The 20994-nt window shown below is 60.9% G+C and carries 19 protein-coding genes; 11 read left to right on the top strand and 8 right to left on the bottom strand.

Annotation, left to right across the window (positions count from 1 at the left end):
• Positions 1-69 precede the first annotated feature (69 nt).
• Together ACI77D_RS10765 and ACI77D_RS10770 are read left to right on the top strand one after the other, a co-directional pair.
• On the top strand, positions 70-1521 hold the full coding sequence (locus tag ACI77D_RS10765) for a mannose-1-phosphate guanylyltransferase/mannose-6-phosphate isomerase (RefSeq protein ID WP_407016559.1): 1452 nt from the start codon (positions 70-72) through the stop codon (positions 1519-1521).
• A 440-nt stretch (positions 1522-1961) separates the two neighbouring features.
• Positions 1962-2237 carry a DUF3077 domain-containing protein gene (locus ACI77D_RS10770; RefSeq protein ID WP_064450788.1) on the top strand — a complete coding sequence of 92 codons (276 nt, stop codon included), beginning with the start codon at positions 1962-1964 and terminating at the stop codon, positions 2235-2237.
• An 85-nt stretch (positions 2238-2322) separates the two neighbouring features.
• Here the strand turns inward: ACI77D_RS10770 and ACI77D_RS10775 are convergent, their stop codons facing one another.
• On the bottom strand, positions 2323-5838 hold the full coding sequence (locus tag ACI77D_RS10775; protein ID WP_407016560.1) for a hypothetical protein: 3516 nt from the start codon (positions 5836-5838) through the stop codon (positions 2323-2325).
• Positions 5839-6057: 219 nt separating this feature from the next.
• On the opposite strand from ACI77D_RS10775, the gene ACI77D_RS10780 reads away from it, so the two are divergent.
• Both ACI77D_RS10780 and ACI77D_RS10785 read left to right on the top strand, forming a co-directional pair.
• Positions 6058-6522 (top strand): hypothetical protein, encoded by a 465-nt coding sequence (locus ACI77D_RS10780; RefSeq protein WP_064450787.1) that lies wholly within the window; start codon positions 6058-6060, stop codon positions 6520-6522.
• Between the two features lie 14 nt (positions 6523-6536).
• Positions 6537-7349, top strand: a complete 813-nt coding sequence (locus ACI77D_RS10785; protein ID WP_064450786.1) for an SDR family oxidoreductase — start codon at positions 6537-6539, stop codon at positions 7347-7349.
• On the opposite strand, the gene ACI77D_RS10790 is transcribed toward ACI77D_RS10785, so the two are convergent.
• Positions 7346-8203: a LysR family transcriptional regulator gene (locus tag ACI77D_RS10790; RefSeq protein ID WP_221293984.1), complete on the bottom strand. Its 858-nt coding sequence runs from the start codon at positions 8201-8203 to the stop codon at positions 7346-7348. The genes ACI77D_RS10785 and ACI77D_RS10790 overlap by 4 nt on opposite strands.
• Before the next feature lie 111 nt (positions 8204-8314).
• On the opposite strand from ACI77D_RS10790, the gene ACI77D_RS10795 reads away from it, so the two are divergent.
• Entirely contained in the window at positions 8315-9505 is a 1191-nt protein-coding gene (locus tag ACI77D_RS10795) for an MFS transporter (RefSeq protein ID WP_064450784.1), read from the top strand.
• Positions 9502-9903, top strand: a complete 402-nt coding sequence (locus ACI77D_RS10800; RefSeq protein ID WP_064450783.1) for a hypothetical protein — start codon at positions 9502-9504, stop codon at positions 9901-9903. The genes ACI77D_RS10795 and ACI77D_RS10800 overlap by 4 nt, the downstream gene beginning before the upstream one ends.
• A 117-nt stretch (positions 9904-10020) precedes the next feature.
• On the opposite strand, the gene ACI77D_RS10805 is transcribed toward ACI77D_RS10800, so the two are convergent.
• From ACI77D_RS10805 to ACI77D_RS10820, 4 genes are read right to left on the bottom strand one after another with little or no spacing between them, the layout of a single operon-like run.
• Positions 10021-10881 carry an efflux RND transporter periplasmic adaptor subunit gene (locus ACI77D_RS10805; protein WP_407016561.1) on the bottom strand — a complete coding sequence of 287 codons (861 nt, stop codon included), beginning with the start codon at positions 10879-10881 and terminating at the stop codon, positions 10021-10023.
• 10 nt (positions 10882-10891) lie between these two features.
• The gene (locus ACI77D_RS10810; RefSeq protein WP_053254492.1) at positions 10892-11092 is read right to left on the bottom strand and encodes a DUF1656 domain-containing protein; all 201 of its coding nucleotides are present in this window, start codon (positions 11090-11092) and stop codon (positions 10892-10894) included.
• Positions 11082-13259 (bottom strand): FUSC family protein, encoded by a 2178-nt coding sequence (locus ACI77D_RS10815; RefSeq protein WP_407016562.1) that lies wholly within the window; start codon positions 13257-13259, stop codon positions 11082-11084. The genes ACI77D_RS10810 and ACI77D_RS10815 overlap by 11 nt, the downstream gene beginning before the upstream one ends.
• Positions 13260-13269: 10 nt before the next feature.
• On the bottom strand, positions 13270-14781 hold the full coding sequence (locus ACI77D_RS10820; RefSeq protein ID WP_407016563.1) for an efflux transporter outer membrane subunit: 1512 nt from the start codon (positions 14779-14781) through the stop codon (positions 13270-13272).
• Positions 14782-14963: 182 nt separating this feature from the next.
• On the opposite strand from ACI77D_RS10820, the gene ACI77D_RS10825 reads away from it, so the two are divergent.
• The 5 genes from ACI77D_RS10825 to ACI77D_RS10845 all read left to right on the top strand — a co-directional run bounded on the left by ACI77D_RS10825 (position 14964) and on the right by ACI77D_RS10845 (position 19744).
• On the top strand, positions 14964-15932 hold the full coding sequence (locus ACI77D_RS10825) for a LysR family transcriptional regulator (RefSeq protein WP_053254489.1): 969 nt from the start codon (positions 14964-14966) through the stop codon (positions 15930-15932).
• Between the two features lie 372 nt (positions 15933-16304).
• Positions 16305-17279, top strand: a complete 975-nt coding sequence (locus ACI77D_RS10830) for a D-glycerate dehydrogenase (protein WP_064450778.1) — start codon at positions 16305-16307, stop codon at positions 17277-17279.
• Between the two features lie 224 nt (positions 17280-17503).
• On the top strand, positions 17504-18406 hold the full coding sequence (locus ACI77D_RS10835; RefSeq protein WP_064450777.1) for a chemotaxis protein CheV: 903 nt from the start codon (positions 17504-17506) through the stop codon (positions 18404-18406).
• 3 nt (positions 18407-18409) lie between these two features.
• Positions 18410-18892 carry a GNAT family N-acetyltransferase gene (locus ACI77D_RS10840; protein ID WP_064450776.1) on the top strand — a complete coding sequence of 161 codons (483 nt, stop codon included), beginning with the start codon at positions 18410-18412 and terminating at the stop codon, positions 18890-18892.
• A gap of 108 nt (positions 18893-19000) precedes the next feature.
• Positions 19001-19744: a YkgJ family cysteine cluster protein gene (locus ACI77D_RS10845; RefSeq protein WP_064450775.1), complete on the top strand. Its 744-nt coding sequence runs from the start codon at positions 19001-19003 to the stop codon at positions 19742-19744.
• Between the two features lie 72 nt (positions 19745-19816).
• Here ACI77D_RS10845 and ACI77D_RS10850 read toward each other — a convergent pair whose 3' ends face one another.
• Positions 19817-20581 carry a transporter substrate-binding domain-containing protein gene (locus tag ACI77D_RS10850; RefSeq protein ID WP_407016637.1) on the bottom strand — a complete coding sequence of 255 codons (765 nt, stop codon included), beginning with the start codon at positions 20579-20581 and terminating at the stop codon, positions 19817-19819.
• A 174-nt stretch (positions 20582-20755) separates the two neighbouring features.
• A complete protein-coding gene (locus ACI77D_RS10855) occupies positions 20756-20989 on the bottom strand; it encodes a hypothetical protein (protein WP_053254483.1) in 234 nt (77 codons plus the stop codon).
• Between the last annotated feature and the right edge of the window lie 5 nt (positions 20990-20994).

Here is a 20994-nt window from a genome sequence, read left to right on the forward strand (position 1 = left end):
AAACACCGCTTTCGGGAGCAAGCCCCCTCCCACAGGCTCTGACCCAAATCGATTCAAGGAGAAACATCCATGATCCCAGTAATCCTTTCCGGTGGTAGCGGCTCACGTCTTTGGCCGCTTTCCCGCAAACAGTTCCCTAAGCAATTCCTGGCCCTGACCGGCGAGCACACGCTGTTCCAGCAAACCCTGGAGCGCCTGGTGTTTGAAGGCATGGACGCCCCAATCGTGGTCTGCAACAAGGACCACCGCTTTATCGTCAACGAGCAACTGAGCACGCGTAAGCTCGAATGCCAACGCATCCTGATGGAACCGTTCGGGCGCAACACCGCGCCGGCCGTGGCCCTGACCGCGATGATGCTGGTCAACGAAGGCCGCGACGAACTGATGCTGGTGCTGCCGGCCGACCACGTGATCGACGACCAGAAAGCCCTGCAACGTGCGCTGGCCCTGGCTACCGTGGCCGCCGAGCGTGGCGAGATGGTGCTGTTCGGCGTGCCGGCGACCCGTCCGGAAACCGGTTATGGCTACATCAAGTCCACCAATGACTCGCTGCTGCCCGAAGGCGTGAGCCGCGTGCAACAGTTCGTGGAGAAACCCGACGAAAAACGCGCGATCGAGTTCGTCAAAAGCGGCGGCTACTTCTGGAACAGCGGCATGTTTCTGTTCCGCGCCAGCCGCTTCCTCGAAGAGCTGAAAAAACACGATCCGGACATCTACGACACCTGCGTACTCACCCTGGAACGCAGCGAGCAGGATGCCGACACCGTGACGTTTGACGAAGCCACCTTCGCCTGCTGCCCGGACAATTCCATCGACTACGCCGTGATGGAAAAAACCCAGCGCGCCTGCGTGGTGCCGCTGAGTGCCGGCTGGAGCGACGTAGGTTGCTGGGCCTCGTTGTGGGCGGTCAACGACAAAGACGTCAACGGCAACGTCAGCAAAGGCGACGTGGTCATCCAGGACAGCCGCAACTGCATGATCCACGGCAATGGCAAGCTGGTGTCGGTGATCGGCCTGGACAATATCGTGGTGGTGGAAACCAAGGACGCGATGATGATTGCCCACAAGGACAAGGTCCAGGGCGTCAAGCAGATGGTCTCGACCCTCAACGAACAGGGCCGCAGCGAAACCCAGAACCACTGCGAAGTCTATCGCCCATGGGGCTCCTACGACTCGGTGGACATGGGCGGGCGTTTCCAGGTCAAGCACATCTCGGTCAAGCCGGGGGCGTGCCTGTCGCTGCAAATGCACCACCACCGCGCCGAACACTGGATCGTGGTCAGCGGCACGGCCGAAGTCACCTGTGACGAGAACGTGTTCCTGCTCTGCGAAAACCAGTCCACCTACATCCCCATCGCTTCGGTGCACCGCCTGCGCAACCCGGGCAAGATCCCGTTGGAGATCATCGAAGTGCAATCGGGCAGCTATTTGGGCGAAGACGATATCGAGCGGTTTGAAGATATCTACGGGCGCTCCACGCCGATTGAACGTGGTGTGTCGGTGAAAACTATCGCGCAGTAAAACGGTCGTAGAAGAAGCCCTCGTCCAGCCCATTGCGTCCCCTATCCGCAGTGGGCCGGGTGGGGGCTTTTTGTTTGGGCGTTGTGGTGCCTGTAAAGGCCTCATCGCAGGCAAGCCAGCTCCCACAGGGGAATGCATTCCAACGGATGTACCCGGTCAACTGTGGGAGCTGGCTTGCCTGCGATGGCGCCCGAAAGCACAACCGCCATCATTGACCCTTGCCCCCATCCTGCCTATCCTCGCGCCTGTCACGACTCATTCGTGATGAGGTTTGACGGCCTCGGAAACTCATAGGACCAAGCACAGCGTTATGGCGACTGTGCGTGGGGCGCTTTCGAGCGCGCCGGGTTCCTATGACCGGTCCGTCAACCTGCGCACAGTTGCCACCCATTCGTTTGACGGCGAAGCGTGGCAACTCCGATTTTCATAGGAGTTTTACCATGTCCAAACAAACCACCCGCCCCACCCCGTTCGGCCCTAGCGAGCGCAGTGAAGAACCGCTGTTTTGCGTACAACCCGGCATTCCCATCGAACATGCACTGGAACATGCCAGTTATGTTTTGGGCACCGCGCGCGTGCTCACCCTGGCGGCTCAAGACTTATGCACAGAACACCAGAGCTACCTGAATTGGGCCAGCCTGCAATTGGCCGAAACTGGCTTGGCATTGGTTGAGGCTTCCATCGAAGGCTTGCAGGCGGATTCTTCTGCGCAGTAAGCAAGTCATCGTGAGCAAGCCCCCTCCCGCGGTTGGCCGTATCTCAAACGCGGTACGCGGTTAAATGCGGGAGGGGCCGTAGAGGCTACGCGGTGAATGGCGTTTGACCGTGGGTAATGATTCGACTCACCTGCTCACCCTCGACTCTGTACTTCAAGGGCAGGGCAAATTTCGTCTCCACATAAAAAATATGCGGGTTATCGGTTTTCATGACCGTCAGCCCCGAGGTATTGACCTCGTAGTAATGCGTCATCTTGTCCAATTGGTTGCCATGTCGACGGCGCCCAAAAATAGTCGTGGAGATCTCTTTGGTTGCCGCATCATCAGGCGCCAGATCCGTGAAGTAATGCCTGGCTCGCCCACCCGGTAACGGCTTGCCATCCACGTTAAGCACCGAGGACTGCAGATGCCAATCGCTGTTGATTGCGGCATGAGACTTTGCCCCGGTGTAATGGTAGAAACGGTTCTCGCCTGTGACGGGCGGATCCATCAGCGCCTTTTCACCCGGGAAAGCTTCAGGCACCTTGGGTCGTTTAAAGGCCGGCTGACTGCCGGATACCCCCACGCCTGCAGATGAACCAGAGCTGCCTTGCCCGGCAGGACGTTTTTGCGGCTGAGGCCTGATCCCACTCATGCGTTGCAGTGTTTCGGGCTTGACGCCTCCCAGCATGCTGTTCAGTCGCCATTCGCCGGTGCCCGTTGGCTGCAGGAACATCACCGTTTTCTGGGTGACAGGATCAATAACCCGAACCTGGCCGCCCGCAACTTTATAGTTCCGGCTGATTTCAAATACTCGGCTGGTGGCCGTGCCATCGGTGAAACGAACATAGTGCTGATCACCGACTTGGTAAGTGCCATCCCCTTTTATATTACGGCCCTCAAGCAGGCTATCAGGCAGTGAGTGAGCACTGTAGTCGGGCAGCTGGCGACCGGTGCCGGCGATGTCGGATACCGCGTTCGATACCTTCCCAGAGACGCCAACACTGACAGACTGCTCCTGCAATAGTTGCTTCAGCTCCCTGTAACTACTTTTCAACACTGTCTTCCCGCCCCTTGCCAGTCCCACTGCCAGGTCTCCCAGACCATCGGTGGGGTTCAGGCCACTGGCAACTGAGCGCAAAACACCATTGGACACCTTGAACGCCCGTGTTCCGAGCTTTTCACCCAACTTGCCCAACGCTTTGCTCGCCTGCCCCAGCCCTTTGCCGAATGGAAGGATGAAGCCAAAGATATCCAGCGCAAAGTCCTTGATGGCCGCGCCGGTATTGCCCTTGACTGCGTTTTCGATGGCATTTTTGAACGGAATCAGTCCGGTCACAAAATCATGCCCGGCCTGGATGCCGACCTCTTCCTTTTCCACCTCGGTCACGTCTTTGGCGCCTGCCTTTATGGCATCGCGATCATGTAACAGGTGGTCGGCGATCACCTTGGCGATCGTGTTGAACCGAGCATTCACGGAAACCGTGGAACTGGCGTCCTGCCCTTGCCTGGGCTCAGGCAAATAAGGTGCGTTGAGCTGCTGAGTCAGCAGGCCCGTCGAAACCTTGCCGGCCTGTGACGGGGTGCCGTTTTCATAGGCCTCATAATCGACCGGAACACTGACCCCTTTAGCCTGAGTCGTGGCGTAGGTTTGAGCGTTGGCCACTCGTGGAGGCGGGTTAGGCAGATACCGGGGCAGGTCGTCGCGACGGCGGATGACGCCTTGCAAGGGGAACACTTCGTAGTACACATGGCGCAGGTTTTTATCGTCCCGGTCACTGCCGTTTTTGTCGATTTTGGTCAGCACCCGCATCAACAATCCGTAACGCGCCTTGGCCGCTTGTGCCTGCTCCGGGGTCTGCGCCCCCTCAGCCTGCGCAACACCGGCTTTGCGTAGAGAAAAAAACTCGACCTTACCCGACGCAATGGTGTGTTTGTCTTGCGCAGACAGCTGCAATAATTGGTGTCTGGAGGTGGTTGTCACGCCCTCCTTCAAGTTGTTGAAGTAGCTATCGAACTGGCTGTCGAATGTCTGGTTAACATCAGGAAGCGGCTTGACCCGGGGGAAACGGTTACCTAATTGAAAATCGTACCGCTCCCCTCTTGGGATACGGTCCATCTTTCCAGACATGTAGATATCCAGTAACGAGTGGTGCTGGCTTTCGCTGGCATCGATGTTGGCAATACTGATATTACGCACATCAAATGGGTGATCGGCGCCGTAGGCAGCCTTCAGGTTTTCAAGTGCGATGTTCTTGCGGACAGGCATGGCAGCGCTTATCTGCTCCTGGGCTTTTTTCAGTGAGGAGAGCTCCTCATTGAAAGCGTCGCGTAACCCGGCCACGTCTTCCGACGTATAGGCTTCATCGTCCTTTCCTGCAATTTTGTCCTGGGCAACGCCCCACTGAATCAACGCATTGGACTGAGCCTTGGCCTCGACAACCACCTCGGCCTCCGAGACTGGACTGTGGTTGGCCAGCCCCATGAACGTTTGAAAATCGGTGTATGTCGCGATGCCAGGCGCCCAAAACTCTTGCGCCTGCACAACCGCCGACAGCTTGGCAAAAGCCGCCGACTTGACCACCAGGTTGCTGGGCATATCTTCGGCAATGAAGGCAGGGTCAGCGCCTGCAAGCAACAAGCGCGCGGCGGCCGATGCCAGCGCGGCAGGTACCTTGCCCTGGTCCACCAGATGTTTCTCCAGGCGCGAGACCACCACCGAAGGATGGACGTCCCGATTGGCTGGCTGGTAAAGGTCATACCCGGCCACGACGCCACGCTTGCTGCCGGCCTGTGGATCCAGCGCCAGCACCATTGCCGCCAACGCCCAATTTGCATCTCTGCTGGTCAGTGACGCGTCACTGTTGAAGGCCGTTTCCAGCGCTTGGCCCAAGTGTCTGATCTGAGCACTGCCCAGCATGCTTTCAAGCATCTGCGCGGCGCTCATGCCTTGAAGCGAAGCCCCATGCGTCTCATAAAAAGCAGCGAAGATACCTTTGCCAGGCGACAACTTGGCCATTTCAGCGGTCGCCATTTCGCTTAGCCGGGTGCGCTGGCCACTGTCCAATGTGGCGGGCTGGGATAACAGCCCCCAGTAATTGCCGTGCTCAACCGGCTCGGGCAGCGGCTCCTTGCACACGGCGATGAGGTTGGCCAGTTGCCCGAGGTCCTTGGGGACCAGCAATTGATTTTCCCGCAGGAACCACGCCAGCGGCACATCCTCGCCCGGCGCGATTTTATAGGCGCGCCCAAAGGTTGAAACGTAATGAGCGGAAAACGTCTTCGCTTCGAGCAACGCTGCAACATCCAGACTCGGATCCTCGGCGATGGCCGCTTGAATATCTTCCAACGCCACCGTCAGGCAATAATTGTTATGAATGTTCCCTGCCAATTCTTGGCGCTGACTGAGCGTCAGCGCCGAAGGCTTAGAGGTGTCGCGGGCCGGAGGGTTTTCCAATGGGGCTCTGCGCAACCGAGGCAACGTGGGCGTTTGGGGAGCCGAAGGCGCTTGTGACGTTTCATAGCCCACCGCCGCCGCAGGTGGTTCAACCGGCAATGAAGAGGGTGGCGTTATAGCCAAAAGCGGTTGCAGATTGCCTGGACTGAGGGGGAGGTTAATCATCGACTCTTTCTCACATAAAAGGACTGGAAATAGGACCTGTTGAAGCGCTCTGTTCCGACAGGCTTCGGTACTTCCTGAGTGTCGATTCGTACAAAAACCGCTAAAAAAACTTGTTTGATCATGTGTTCAATGCAGCGCACATACCCTGTCTGTGTCCGCAGATAGTCAACCCAGCCCAGCCACAGGTACGATGGTCTATCCCTTCGCGAGGTCATCATCATGTTCTTCGGCGTTCTACTGATCATCACCTGGCTGATCCTGCTGCTGCGCTACCCCGCCAAGGCGTTGCCGGTGTCGCTGGCCGCTGCCGTCGGCCTGGGCTTTGTGGCCATTTGGGTGGTGTGGCTGGACAACCGCGAAGCCTCGCAACTGTCGCGCCTGGAATTGCGCATCAGCTATGCACCACAGGAATGCCCGGCCGACCGCCCCTTGAAACTGGTGCTGAACAACGGCAACGACGTGCCCCTCACCGAGCTGCGCTGGCGGCTCGCCGCTTATGCACCGGGCGATACCGTCAACCTGGCCGACAACGTCTATGCGGCACCACGTTATCGCGGCCCCGGCGAACTGCAGGCCGGCGCTACCTGGGACGATTGCCTGCCCACACCTCCATTGCGCCCAGGCTACCGCCCGCAAACCCTGGAATTTCGCGCCGAGCACCTGCAAGGCAGCTTCTCGGACTGACAAAGGACTGATCCATGCCCAACGTACTCATCACCGGTTGCTCCAGCGGCATCGGCCGCGCCCTGGCCGACGCGTTCAAATCTGCAGGCTTTGAGGTCTGGGCCAGTGCCCGCCGCGAGGCAGACGTCGCCGCCCTCGCTGCAGCCGGCTTCAACACGGTGCAACTGGACGTCAACGACAACGCCGCCTTGCAGCACCTCGCCGAACAGTGGGGCGAGCTGGATGTGTTGATTAACAACGCCGGCTACGGCGCCATGGGCCCGCTGCTCGACGGCGGCACCGCAGCAATGCAGCGCCAGTTCGAGACCAACGTGTTTTCCATCGTTGGCGTGACCCAGGCGCTGTTCCCCGCGCTGCGTCGCGGTAAAGGCCTGGTGGTCAATATCGGCAGCGTTTCCGGGGTGCTGGTTACACCGTTTGCCGGGGCTTACTGCGCGTCGAAAGCCGCGGTGCATGCCCTGAGCGATGCATTGCGCATGGAACTGGCACCATTTGGTGTAAGGGTCATGGAAGTACAGCCGGGGGCTATCGACACGAGCTTTGCGAAAAATGCAGGCGCCCAGGCCGAACTGTTGATCAACGAAAAGTCGCCGTGGTGGCCGTTGCGCGACGGTATTCGTGCGCGCACCCAGGCCTCGCAAGACAACCCGACCTCAGCCGAGCACTTTGCTGCTCAAGTGCTGAAAGCGGTGCAACAGTCAAAACCGCCACGGTTGTTGCGCGCGGGCAATGGCAGCCGGGCGTTGCCGTTGATGGCGGCCTTATTGCCCAAGGCGTTGCTGGAGGCGGTGTTGAAAAAGCGCTTCGGCCTGACGGGTTCACTCTAACCTTTCATAAAATCAATAAACGCCCGCACCTTCAGCGGCAAATGCCGGGTATCCGGGTACATCGCATAAACCCCTTGTGGGGCGAAGCGATGGTCGGCCAATAACCGCACCAGCCGCCCCGCCTCCAGATCCTCCTGCACCAGCCATTGCGGCAGCACTGCCACGCCGTGGCCACGCACGGCGAACGCCTGGAGGACGGCAGCACTGTCGGCCACCAGCGCCGTTTGACCGGCGCGGTATTGATGCGCGGCACCTGCCGGGTCGGTCACGCTCAGTTCCGTCAAACGGCCATGGCCCAACCTGGGCACGCGTTCCAACTCATCCAACGTCTGAACGCCGGAAAACTCGGGGGCGGCCACCGCGAATACCTCGAACGTCGACAGCTGCACCGCGCGATGGGTGGAGTCCAGCAGGCGGCCTAGCCGAATCGCCACGTCAAAGCGTTCCGAGATCAAATCGGCATGGGTGGAGGATGTGGATAAGTGAATGTTCAGGTCCGGGTGCGCGCGGCGAAAGGCTTCCACCGCCGGGGCGACTACCGCCAGCGCATATTCCACAGTGGTGGTGATGCGCAACGTGCCTTTGAGCTGGGCATGTTCGGAGCGCGCCTCTTCCACCGCCAGACGCGCTTCTTCAAGCATGCGTGTGCAACGCAGGTAGAAGCGTTCGCCGGCATCGGTCAGCGCCAGTTGCCGGGTGTTGCGGGTCAGCAGGGTGACGCCCAATTCTGCTTCCAGGCGCTTGAGGTTGAAGCTGACCACGGCACGGGTCTGGCCCAACAGGTCCGCCGCCGCGGTCAGCGAGCCGGCCTCGACCACGGCCTTGAAGGTGTCGAAACGGTCCAGGCTGACCATCGGCCACGCCCTCCTTTGTCAAAATATTTTTGACAAACTAACAGGCAAACCGGCGTATCCCAAACCCTGCATCGCGCCTACCCTGCCCGCTTCACTCGCAGGATCGCGTTCATGACCTACCGCTCGAAAGTCGCCTGGATCTTTTTACTGGGCTTCGCACTGGACCTGGTGAACATGTTTGTCGCCACAGTCGCCTACCCGGATATCGCCCGCGAACTGCACGCCTCGGTCACGCAATTGGCGTGGATCAGCAACGCGTACATGCTCGGGCTGACCGTGATTATTCCCTTGAGCGTCTGGCTGGCGGCGATCCTGGGCGAGCGAACACTGATCGCCGTGAGCCTGCTGGTGTTTGCCGGCGCGTCGGTAATGGTCGGCCAGGCCGGTTCCATCGAAACACTGATTGGCTGGCGTGCGTTGCAAGGGCTGGGCGGCGGCTTGCTGATTCCCGTGGGCCAGGCCATGGCTTATCGGCACTTTCCACCGGCAGAACGCAGCCAACTGACGGCACGCGTGATGTCGGTCGCCCTGCTGGTTCCGGCGCTGTCACCGGCGTTGGGTGGGTTGATTGTCGACACCATGGCCTGGCGCTGGATCTTTTACGCCAACCTGCCACTGGCACTGATGACCCTGCTGCTGGCGTTGCTGTGGATAAAACCTGATAGCCCGACAACCGTTCGACCGGGCCTGGAGCTGGGCAGCATTTTCAAACAAATCCGCAGCCCGCTGTTGCGGGTGGCGATGCTGATCTATCTGTTCATCCCCGGCGTATTCATCGGCACCAGCCTGATCGCCATCCTCTACCTGCGCGGCCTGGGCTATGACGCGACACACACCGGCGCACTGATGTTGCCGTGGGCGCTGGCCTCGGCGCTGGCGATTTTCCTCAGCAAAAAGCTGTTCAACCGCTGCGGCCCGAAACCGTTGCTGCTGGCGGGCATGGTGTTGCAATGCATCGGAATCCTCCTGCTGACCAAACCCGAGCCCGCCGTGATTATTGCGGCCTACGCCTTGATGGGCCTGGGTGGCAGCCTGTGCAGCAGCACCGCGCAGACGCTGGCGTTTCTCGACATTCCCGATACACACATGGGCCACGCCAGCGCCCTGTGGAATATCAATCGGCAAGTGAGTTTCTGCCTCGGCGCCGCCGCACTCAGTGCGCTGTTGTCGGCCTTGGATTCCTTCGCCATAACCTTCACGATAGCGGCAGCCCTGACACTGCTGCCCCTCTTGGCAGTGTTGCGCCTGGATGCGTCCAGAGTCCGCACACTGCTTCACCCTGCCAGCGAGCCACAGCCATGATTGATTACCGCGATTTTTTTGAGGAAGTGACCCAGACCCACGTCGAGATCGAACAGTGGTTTGCCGGGGTTGCGCCAGAAGGCACGTTGCAAAGTTTGCTGGCGCGCTTCTCGCCTGAATTCAGCATGGTTGCCCCCGCCACCGGCGCGAGGGTAAATGCAGCCGGATTGAATGCCTTGTTCACGCGCCTGGGCGGCATGCGCCCGGGGCTGAAAATCACCTTGAGTGAAATGGTCGGGATTGACCGGCATGCGCGCGGTGCCATCGTGACCTATCGCGAACATCAGGTTGACGACAGCGGCACCCAGACCGATCGCCGCGCCACCGTGGTGTTCGAAAAGCAGGCCAGCGGCGCGCTGCTGTGGCGCCACCTGCATGAAACCTTCATCAAGGCTTAACACGATCAAGTGTGGGAGCGGGCTTGCTCGCGAATGCGGTGGATCAGTCAGTACTTGCGTTAACTGACACACCGCATTCGCGAGCAAGCCCGCTCCCACACAAGCCAGCGCCACCTTTCAGTGTTGTGCTGGGTCAACGATAACGGTGCAGGTGATACCCGCCGCCAGCAACACGCCGTCCGGCACTTCATCAATGTGAATCCGCACCGGCACCCGCTGGGCCAGGCGCACCCAGTTGAAGGTCGGGTTCACATCCGCCACCAGCTCGCGGCTCTCGGGGTTGTCGCGGTCGTAGATGCCGCGCGAGATGCTTTCCACATGGCCCTTGAGCGTCTCGCCGCTCATCAGTTGCATATCGGCCTTGTCGCCGATTTTGACGTGGGGCAGCTTGGTTTCTTCGAAGAAGCCATACACCCAGAACGAGTTCATATCGACCACAGCCATCTTCGCTTCACCGATGCGCGCGTAGTCGCCACGGTGCACGTTGAGGTTAGTGACGTAGCCGTCCACCGCCGCCACGACTTGCGTTCGCTTCAAGTTAAGTTCAGCGGCTTCCAGCTGCGCCAGCGCGTGTTGATAGTCGGCCAGGGCGGAGTCAGCAATGTTGCTGGCGTCGTCGCGGTTTTCCCTGGAGATCACCAACGCGTCGAGGTCGGCGCGGCGGTGGGCGTTGACCTTGCGCATTTCCCAGGTGGCTTTACGGGACGCTACCAGGGACTGGGCTTGCTTGACCGCGATGCGGTAGTGCTCGGGGTCGATCTGCATCAGCAGGTCGCCCTTTTTCACCAACTGGTTGTCCCGCACCGGCACGTCGACCACTTCCCCGGTAACGTCGGCGGCGACGTTGATGATGTCGGCGCGCACGCGGCCATCGCGGGTCCACGGCGTTTCCATGTAGTGCGCCCACAATGTGCGGCCAATCCAGATCGCCAAAGCCAGTACCAGCAAGGTCGCAAGCAGGCTGAAAAACTTTTTCATCGGGGCATTCTCAACGGTAGACGGTCAGCGCCAGCGCGCCGAACAGGCAAACGAACAGGCTCAGGCGCAGCAACGCCGGGTGCCAGAAAAAACGGTACAGGTCGAACCCGGCCAGGAAGCGATCCAGGGCCCAGGCAAGCGCGGCCGCGATCAAGAACATCAGGGTCATGGTCGGCATGTAGAGGCCGTGAAAGGCTATTTCACGCGGCATGTGGAGATCCTTTGAGGGCAGCCAGCGGCGATTGCGGGTCAAACAACGAGGTGCGAATAAAGTGCAGGTAGCTTTTCACCCGGCGCAGGGCCGAGGTGTCGAAGTGCGGGGCGAAAGGTTCGTCGGTGGCCTGCACGCGGCTGATCGCATGGTCGACGGCAACTAGCCCGCGCTCCAGGTTGCTCGCGCTGGGCTGCAGGAACAGCCGCACCAGCGAGCGACCCATCACGCGGATTGCCTGGCGCCATGGCTGGGATTCGGCATAGGCCGGGTGCACCGGCAAAATCGCCTGCTCCTTGCGCAGTTCGATGATCGCGTGGCCGACTTCCAGCACCACGAACATCCAGCGCAGCAGGTCGCGCTGCACTTGCGGCTGGCCGACGGCTAGGCCGTAAGCCTGGTGCAGCAGGTCGCGGGTGCGGCTTTCGAAACTCGACGCCAGGCCCTTGAGCTTACCACTGATCGCATACACCACTTGCTCGCGCAGGTCCTGCTCGAGGCGGCGCCACAGCCAACGGCTGTTGGGCGGCAGGATGATCGCCCCCGCCGCCGCGCACACCAGCATGCCGATGACCATGGCGATGTAGTCGTTGATAAAGGTGTAGGGGTTGTAGACCGTGAGGTTGTCCGGCACCGAGCCGGTGCTGAAGAAAATCAGCAGGCCCACACCGACGCCCGCATATTTTGGCCGTGAGGCGAGGAAGGCGCCGAAGATGATCACCGGCGCAAGCATCACGCACAGCAGCGGGAAGCCGTCGATCCAGGGGAACACGAAGAACATTTCGACGAAGCCCACCAATGCGCCGATCAAGGTGCCGCAGGCCATCTGGAACGCCATGCGTTTGGGGTTGGGCGTGGCGGCGGACAGGCCAACGGTGGCGGCGGCGATCAGGGTCATGGTCGCGCCACTCGGCCAGGCGGTGGCCACCCAGTAGCTGCCGAGCACGATCAGGATGAACGACGCGCGAATCCCCGAAGCGGCGCAGGCCAGCCAGTTGGTTTTGGGGATAAAGGTTTCATCCCACTGCTCGCGTGCATGGCTGTGATCAGCCAAGGAGGCGTGGGTCTGCGCGTAGTTGTGCAGGTCGTCGACGAAGCGGTACAGCAGCTCGTAGGCCGTATGAAAATCCAGTTGCTCGGCTTCGCTCGGGTTGCCTTCCTGGAAGGTGGCACGCAGGCTGCGCACTTTGGCGGGCAGGCCGTCCTTGTAGGCGCTCAGTTGGTTGACCAGGCGCGCGGCGTCGGGGCTGGTGAGGGCACGGCCGGAGAAGCCGTCGAGCACTTCGGCAAGGTCCTGCAGGCCGGGCTTGATCGCCGCGACCACATGATCGGCTTCAACCGTGCGCAGCCGTTCCAACAGCTGGTGCAGCGCATTGAAACGCGTAGTAATGCTCATGAACTCGCTGTTGAGGCGGCTGAGCCGACCGTTGCGCCGACGCATATGCGGGTCTTCAAACACGGTGACGCTGCGCAAGCCTTCCAGGCCCACGGCTTCGGCGATAAAGCGCACGTTGCTGGCCTCAAAACCTTCGCGCTGGCTGCGCCCACGCAGGCCGTCGGTGACGAACAGCGCGAACACGCCAAAGCGCTGATACAGGGCGTTGCGCATGGCTGCGCTGCTGGTCTGCGGCAGGATCGCGGCGCTGACCAGCGTGGAACAGAGAATCCCCAGGGAAATTTCCAGCACCCGCCACACCGCCGCCATGAACGCGCCGTCCGGGTGCGCGAGGGCCGGCAAACCCACCATCGCCGCCGTGTAGCCAGCCAGCACAAAACCATAGGCGCGGAAGTTGCGGTTACGCGTTGCGCCAGCGGTGCAAATGCCGACCCAGATCGCCAATGCGCCGAGGAACAATTCGGTGTTCTGCGCAAACAAGGCAATCAAAAAGACCATCACCGCCGAACCCGCCAGGGTGCCGAGGAAGCGGTAAAAGCTCTTGGCGAACACCTGGCCGCTCTGCGGTTGCATCACGATAAACACGGTGATCATCGCGGTACGCGGTTGCGGCAGCTCCAGGCGCATGGCCAACCACAGCGTGAGGAACGCAGCGATCAGCACCTTGAAGATATAGACCCAGGTCACGCCATCACTGCGTGCCCAGTCGAAAAAACCACGGCGCCACTCAAGGGAGTGCAACCAGCGCAGCGGTGCAGGCAAGGAAGTCATGAACGCCTACTCAGTGATCAAACACGGCAAGCGCCGCCGGGGTTTTGCCGGGGAGACTCTTGGCATCTTGTGGCATATCGTTACCGGCGCCGAGCCCGCCACCCAGGGCGGTCACCAGTTCGGCATGGGCACTCAGGCGCGCGGCCTGCACCTGTTGCTCCACCTGTTGCTGGCGGAACAGCAGGGTCTGGGCGTTCAGCACATTGAGGTAGTCGGTAAGGCCGCGCTGATAGGCGATCATCGCGATGTCGTAGGTTTTCTGTGCCGAGGCCACCGACTGCGCGGCAAAGGCCGACTGCTTGTCCATGGATTCGCGGCGGATCAACTGGTCGCTGATGCCCTTGAGCGCATTGACCAGAGTCTGGTTGTACTTGGCCACGGCGATGTCATAACCGGCGCTGGCCTCGCCCAACTGCGCGCGCAAACGGCCGCCGTCGAAGATCGGCAAGGTGATCGCCGGGCCGACGTTGTAGTTGAATTTCTGACCGCTGAGAAAGCCCAGCATGGTGCCGCCGGTAGCGACGAAACCCAGGCTACCGACCAGGTCGACATTGGGGTAGAAACCGGCATGGGCCACATCAATGCCTCGGGCCTGGGCGGCGACTTGCCAACGGCTGGCGACCACGTCCGGGCGCTGACCAAGCAATTGCGCCGGCAAGCTCGATGGCAATTTCAGCGGCGCGGCGAGGGCCAGGCTCGGCCGTTGCAGTTGCGCGCCTTCACCCGGACCTTTGCCCGCCAACGCCGCCAACTGGTTACGGCTCAGGGCGATTTCTTCATCCAAGGCGTCGAGTTGGCGATGGGTTTCCGGCAGCGGCGTTTCAGCCTGGCTGACATCGAAATGGGTGCCGATCCCGGCACTCAGGCGTTTGTTGGCCAGGTCGAGAATTTGCTGTTGCTGGGCCAACGTGGCGGCAACGATGTCGCGGTTGGCATAGTGCAACGACAGCTGGATATAGGCGCGCACCACGTTGTTTTGCAATTCGAGCTGGGCCTGGCGCGCTTCGGCAGCGCTCATATGGGCCAGGTCGACGGCGCGTTCGGTGCTGTTACTTTCGCGGCCCCACAGGTCGAGGGCGTAACTCAGGCCCAGGGACGAATTGTTGTCCCAGGTGTTGGCGCCGCTCAATTCGCCCGGACCGTAAAACTGATCCTTCGGCCAATTGTGGCGCTTGAGGGTAGTGTCACTGTTGATCTGCAACGACTCGGCCGACTCGGCAATCCCGGCCATGGCCCGCGCTTCACGCACCCGCGCGGCGGCCATGGCCATGCTCGGGCTGTTTTGCGTGGCAAGTTCCACCCAGCGGTTCAATTGCGGATCGCCGTAGGCTTGCCACCAGTGGGTGGTGGGCCAGTGGGCGTCCCGGGCGGCGCTCTGGATCGCTTCGTCGGTGACCAGGTTACTGGCGTTGAGGGCCTGGCCTTGAGGGGCGATTCCTCCGGTTCCGATGCAGCCGCTGATTGCTAACGATAAGGCCCAGACACTGAGAGCCTTCAGCTCTCTGTTGATGCGACGCGGCACGGCAAGCGTATTCCTGAGGTGGTGTTGCGGGGAAGGTGGCGCAATTCTAGGGGGCGCGATGGAGGACGATAAGCTGGCATTCCTGTGAATCTTTGTTACCGTTCAGGCGATAATCCGTTGGTAGGGATCACTGGACGGCGTAACTTTCTGTCACAATTTGTTATCTCCCCTGAGAACACTCCATGGACACTTTGCAAAACATGCGCGCTTTCAGTTGCGTGGCCGAAGCCGGCAGCTTCACCGCCGCCGCCGTGCAACTGGACACCACCACCGCCAACGTCTCGCGCGCGGTCTCCAACCTTGAGGCCCATCTGCAAACCCGCTTGCTCAACCGCACCACCCGTCGCATTGCACTGACCGAAGCCGGTAAACGTTACTTGCTGCGCTGCGAACAGATCCTCGCCTATGTCGAGGAGGCCGAGGCCGAAGCCAGCGACGCCCACGCGCGCCCTGCCGGGCAGTTGAAAGTGCACACCATGACCGGTATCGGCCAGCATTTCGTGATTGACGCGATTGCCCGCTACCGCCGCACCCACCCCGACGTGACCTTCGACCTGACCCTGGCCAACCGCGTGCCGGACCTGCTCGACGAGGGCTACGACGTGTCCATCGTGCTGGCCAGCGAGCTGCCGGATTCGGGCTTCGTGTCCCAGCGCCTGGGCATCACCTACAGCATCGCGTGCGCCTCGCCGGACTACGTCAAGGCCAAAGGCTGCGCGCAACGGCCGCAGGATTTGCTCAACCACGCCTGCCTGCGCCTGGTAAGCCCGGTTATCCAGCTGGATAAATGGACCTTCAATGGCCCCGAAGGCCAGGAAAGCGTGGCGATCAACACCTCGCCGTTTCTGGTCAACTCGGCCGATGCGATGAAAACCGCGATCACCAGCGGCATGGGCGTTGGCCTGTTGCCGGTGTATGCGGCCATTGAAGGCCTGCGCAACGGCACACTGGTGCGCGTGATGCCCACCTATCGCTCGCAAGAGCTGAACCTGTACGCCATCTACCCGTCACGCCAGTACCTGGATGCGAAGATCAAGACCTGGGTCGAATACCTGCGCGGTTCGTTGCCGGAGATTCTGGCGGCGCATCAGGCGGAGTTGGTGGCGTATGAATTGAGTGGCAGCTTGAGCGGCGCTCGGCTGGCGAACTGATTTCTGCTCGTCGATATAACTCAAATGTGGGAGCGGGCTTGCTCGCGAAGGCGGTGTATCAGTTACAGATAAGCTGGCTGACCCATCGCATTCGCGAGCAAGCCCGCTCCCACATTTGGATCTCGATACATCAGACAGAGAGTGTGCCGCTGTGCTTCTGCCCTGCTTTTGCTTCAACCACTCAGGTCGGCTACCAGGCCGCCGTGCTCTTGCTTTTGATCTGACAGGCCCCGTTAACCACGGATTCAAGCCTAAGCGAGGCCCCGAGTGGTGGGGTAAAGCCAGCTCCCCTGTTAAAGGGTCGTCCTGACAATCGTCGACAGGAATGTTAGCGTGCTTGGTATTCTTCCGTAGTCGATGAGCCCGCCTGCAATGAAAAAGACTGTCCTCGCCTTCAGCCGCGTCACCCCGCACATGATCGAACGCCTGCAACAGGACTTCGAGGTGATCGCGCCCGACCCCAAGCGCGGGGACATCAATGCTCAATTCAATGAAGCCCTGCCCCACGCCCACGGTTTGATCGGCGTGGGCCGCAAACTCGGGCGCGCGCAGCTTGAGGGCGCCAGCAAACTGGAAGTGGTCTCCAGCGTCTCGGTGGGCTACGACAATTACGACGTGCCGTACTTCAACGAGCGCGGGATCATGCTCACCAATACCCCCGACGTACTCACCGAAAGCACCGCCGACCTGGCCTTCGCCTTGCTGATGAGCAGCGCACGCCGTGTGGCCGAGCTGGACGCCTGGACCAAGGCCGGCCAGTGGAAAGCCAGCGTCGGCGCTCCGCTGTTCGGCTGCGACGTGCATGGCAAGACCCTCGGTATCGTCGGCATGGGCAATATCGGCGCGGCTGTCGCCCGACGTGGACGCCTGGGTTTCAATATGCCGATTCTGTACAGCGGGAACAGCCGCAAGACCGAGCTGGAACAGCAGCTGGGGGCGCAATTTCGCAGCCTGGACCAGTTGCTGGCCGAGTCGGACTTCGTTTGCCTGGTGGTGCCGTTAAGCGAAAAGACCCGCCACCTGATCAGCACCCGCGAGTTGGGGCTGATGAAGCCCAGCGCGATCCTGATCAATATTTCCCGTGGCCCGGTGGTGGATGAGCCGGCGCTGATCGAAGCGCTGCAAACCCAGAAAATCCGTGGCGCCGGGCTGGATGTGTATGAACAGGAGCCGCTGGCTGAATCGCCGCTGTTCCAGCTGAGCAATGCCGTGACCCTGCCGCACATCGGCTCGGCCACGAATGAAACCCGTGAGGCCATGGCCAACCGCGCCCTGGACAACCTGCGCAGCGCCCTGCTCGGCCAGCGTCCGCAGGATCTGGTGAACCCGCAGGTGTGGAAGGGCTGACACCTGACCAATGCAGGAGCGGCCCCATGTGGGAGCCGGGCTTGCCCGCGATGCAGGCGCGTCGGTGTATCAGTGATACCGAGGTGACGCTATCGCAGGCAAGCCAGTTCCCACACACGCCTGTTCATCTCAACAAGCTGCATTCCATAAATCCGGTTAAAGCCTGGCGTGCCCAAGTCGATAACCCTCTATAGATCGTCATTCCTGATCCTCAGAAGGTTTTTATGTCCACCACCAAAGCCCGCGCAGATTCACTCTCGCTTCTGCTCTTTACCTTGCGCAGCGGCAAGTTGATGGCCATTAACCTGCTTAAAGTCAGTGAAATCATCCCGTGCCCGCCGCTGACCAAGCTGCCGGAGTCACACCCCCACGTCAAAGGCATCGCCACGCTGCGCGGTGCCTCGCTCTCAGTGATCGACCTGAGCCGCGCCCTCGGCGAAATGCCCCTGCAAGACCCGAACGGCGGCTGCCTGATTGTGACCGACGTCAGCCGCTCCAAGCAGGGCCTGCACGTACAGGCGGTGAGCAAGATCGTGCACTGCCTGACCACCGACATCCGCCCGCCGCCCTATGGTTCCGGCGGTAATCGCTCGTTTATCACTGGGGTGACCCAGGTCGAAGGCGGGCTGGTGCAGGTGTTGGATATCGAAAAGGTCATCCACGCCATCGCCCCGGCGCCGATTGAAGTGGCGCCGACCGACTTGACCATGGAAGAGGCCGAAGTGCTCGGCAACGCGCGGATTCTGGTGGTGGACGACAGCCAGGTCGCCCTGCAGCAATCGGTGCACACCCTGCGCAACCTCGGCCTGACGTGCCATACCGCACGCAGCGCCAAGGAAGCCATCGACGTACTGCTGGAGCTACAAGGCACGGTCGAGCAGATCAACGTGGTGGTGTCGGACATCGAAATGTCCGAAATGGACGGGTACGCCCTCACCCGCACCCTGCGCGAAACCCCGGATTTCCAGGAGTTGTACGTGTTGCTGCACACCTCCCTGGACAGCGCGATGAACAGTGAAAAAGCCCGCCTGGCCGGCGCCGACGCGGTGCTGACCAAGTTTTCGTCGCCCGAGCTGACCAAGTGCCTGGTTATCGCTGCCAAGGCTGTGGCGCAAAAGGGCCTGTAACCGGTGGCGGAATACTTCCAACTGCTGCGCCGCGACCTTACCGCCAGCCTGCCTGCGCCGCAGTGGCCAGCGGAGACCCGGCTGGAGCATTACCGCGACGAGCTGGCCCCGGCGATTCATGCGGTGTTGCGCATGACCCAGGATCAAGGCGGTGGTCGTGTCGCCAGCCTGGAACACTGGCGGCAGCAGTTCGTCACCGATGCCGAGTTCGACCCGACGCTGTGCCTGGTGGCCAGTCACCGTGACGGTATTCTCGGCGTGGCTCAATGCTGGACCAGCGCGTTTATCAAGAACCTCTCCATACACCCCTGCGCCCAAGGCCAGGGGCTGGGTCGCGCGTTGCTGCTGCACACCTTTCAGGTGTTCAAGCAGCGCGGCGAACCCTACGTAGACCTCAAAGTACGCGAGAGCAACCTGCGCGCCCGGCAACTGTATGAAAGTGCAGGCATGGTCTTTGTGCTGCGCGACCTGGTCCCCGCAGACTGACAGGCACTGGCGCATAACTTGCTTCCACAGAGCCTGAACAGTGAATAGAGGCAAAATCCCGCCACTGTTCAAGAGTGCCCTCTGACCTTGCCTGGTGACAGATCCTCCATGAACACTCATTTTTCCTGCGTGGGTTGCGGCAAATGCTGCACCGACCATCATGTGCCCCTGACCCTCGAAGAGGCCCGGAGTTGGGCGGCTGACGGCGGTAACGTTATTGTTCTGGTAGAGGGTTTTCTCGGCAATGGCCTGGGCTTGCCCGTGCTACAACGCGAACACGCCGAGCGCCGTTCGGTGGTGGTGCCCAGTGGCAATACCGAGGCGTTCGTGGCCATCACGTTTGCCGCCTACAACGCCGGGCGCTGCCGGAATCTTGACGAAGACAACCGCTGCGGCATTTATGAGCGCCGCCCGTTGGTGTGCCGTATCTACCCGATGGAAATCAACCCGCACATCCCGCTGAACCCTGCCGCCAAGGACTGCCCGCCGGAATCCTGGGAACAGGGCCCGGCGCTGATCGTGGGAGGCGAGTTGGTGGACCAGCAGCTGGCAGAACTGATACGCCGCTCCCGGCAGGCAGACCGTGACGACGTACACACCAAAGAGGCTGTGTGTGCGCTGCTGGGCATTCGCACCACCGCGCTAAAGGGCGATGGGTTTACCGCGTACCTTCCCGACATGCACGCCTTTGCCCAGGCCATCGAGCTGGCGGTTGACCAGCCATCCGTGGCCAGTGAGTGGGTGTTTCATGTGTCCGGCCTGGACATCGCCGAGCAGTTGCTGGATGCCGGCGCACAGATTGCTACCGAGGTGCCGGCCAACTACGCGTTTATTTCCTTGCGCACGGCTTGAGCACACAGGTTGCAAGGCGTCAGAGGCTGGCTATGAACCTGTCCTGCGCCAGCGCGCGCAATTAATGAACCGTCACGGCGCTTCCAAGTGGTAGGGCGCGAGGATCCGTTGGTATTGGCCGTTTTGCATCAGCTCTTCAAGGGCCCGGTTGAGTTGATTGCGCAACGCCGTATCGGGCTTGCGCACCGCGATTGCCACGCCGTCACCCAACAGTTCGGCCGAAATGGCAGGGCCCAGGAAGTTGAAATCCTGGCCGGCGTCGGTGTCGAGCAGCGCACCCCGAATTTCCACGGTGCCCTGCAGGGTCGCATCGATATCGCCGGCCACCAGGCTGCGGACCAGTTCGTCATTGAGCCAGAAACTCTCGATGATCACGCCCTCGGGCGCCCACTTCGAGCGGGTAAAAGCTTCGCGGTTGCTGCCCAGCAATACACCCACTCGCTTGCCCTTGAGCGAACTGATGGTCGGCATCAGGCCTGAGGACCTGCGGGCGACCAAACGCGTAGTGAAGGGATAAAGGTTATTGGTGAAGCCCACCCATCGCCGCCGCTCAGACGTGGGAGCCATCCCCATGATCGCATCGAATTGCCGGGCATCAAGCGCGGGGATGTTTTCGACAAGCACCTGGTCGACCCAGGTGCAGCGCACCTTCAGTTGCTGGCACAGGGCGTTACCCAGGTCGATATTCAGGCCGACCAGTTGGCCTTGCAGGTTGCGGCTTTGGAAAGGCGGGAATTGCGCGGCAACAGCGAAGCGGATTTCGCGCCGAGGCGGTTCAATAACCGCAACGGCATCAATCGAGAACAACAGGGCAAGCAGTGCAAAGCGCTGTATCAGTGCCACGGGAAACGTCCTTTTCCTGAAAGACCAGCCTCACTGCACCCAGCTCCGTTCAATTAATGGGGCGGTGCAGCGGCTGTGCAAACTTTCAAGAAACGGTCGCGGACCTACAATCAGAAATATAAGCAGAACCTGTAGGCAAACGCCGCTATAGCGCTCGCTGACTTATTCTTAGCGTTTACCCATGGAGCGACGAGTGCCCGGCGGGGCCATGCCTGGCGATTTGGTGTGGCCGTTTTTGGCGCCATTTTTATACCAAGGCTGGGCGGCATTCTTGGCCCCGGCCAGTTCACCCGGCTTGAACGGAAACTTGAACGCCGGGATCTCGGCTTTCTCAACGCTTTCAGCGCTGGCCGGATCGACGAGGTCGGCCGCTTCAACAGGGGGTTGTGTCGGGGAAGTCATGAAAG

This window comes from Pseudomonas sp. O39 (assembly GCF_045447295.1).
Classification (GTDB): domain Bacteria; phylum Pseudomonadota; class Gammaproteobacteria; order Pseudomonadales; family Pseudomonadaceae; genus Aquipseudomonas; species Aquipseudomonas antarctica_A.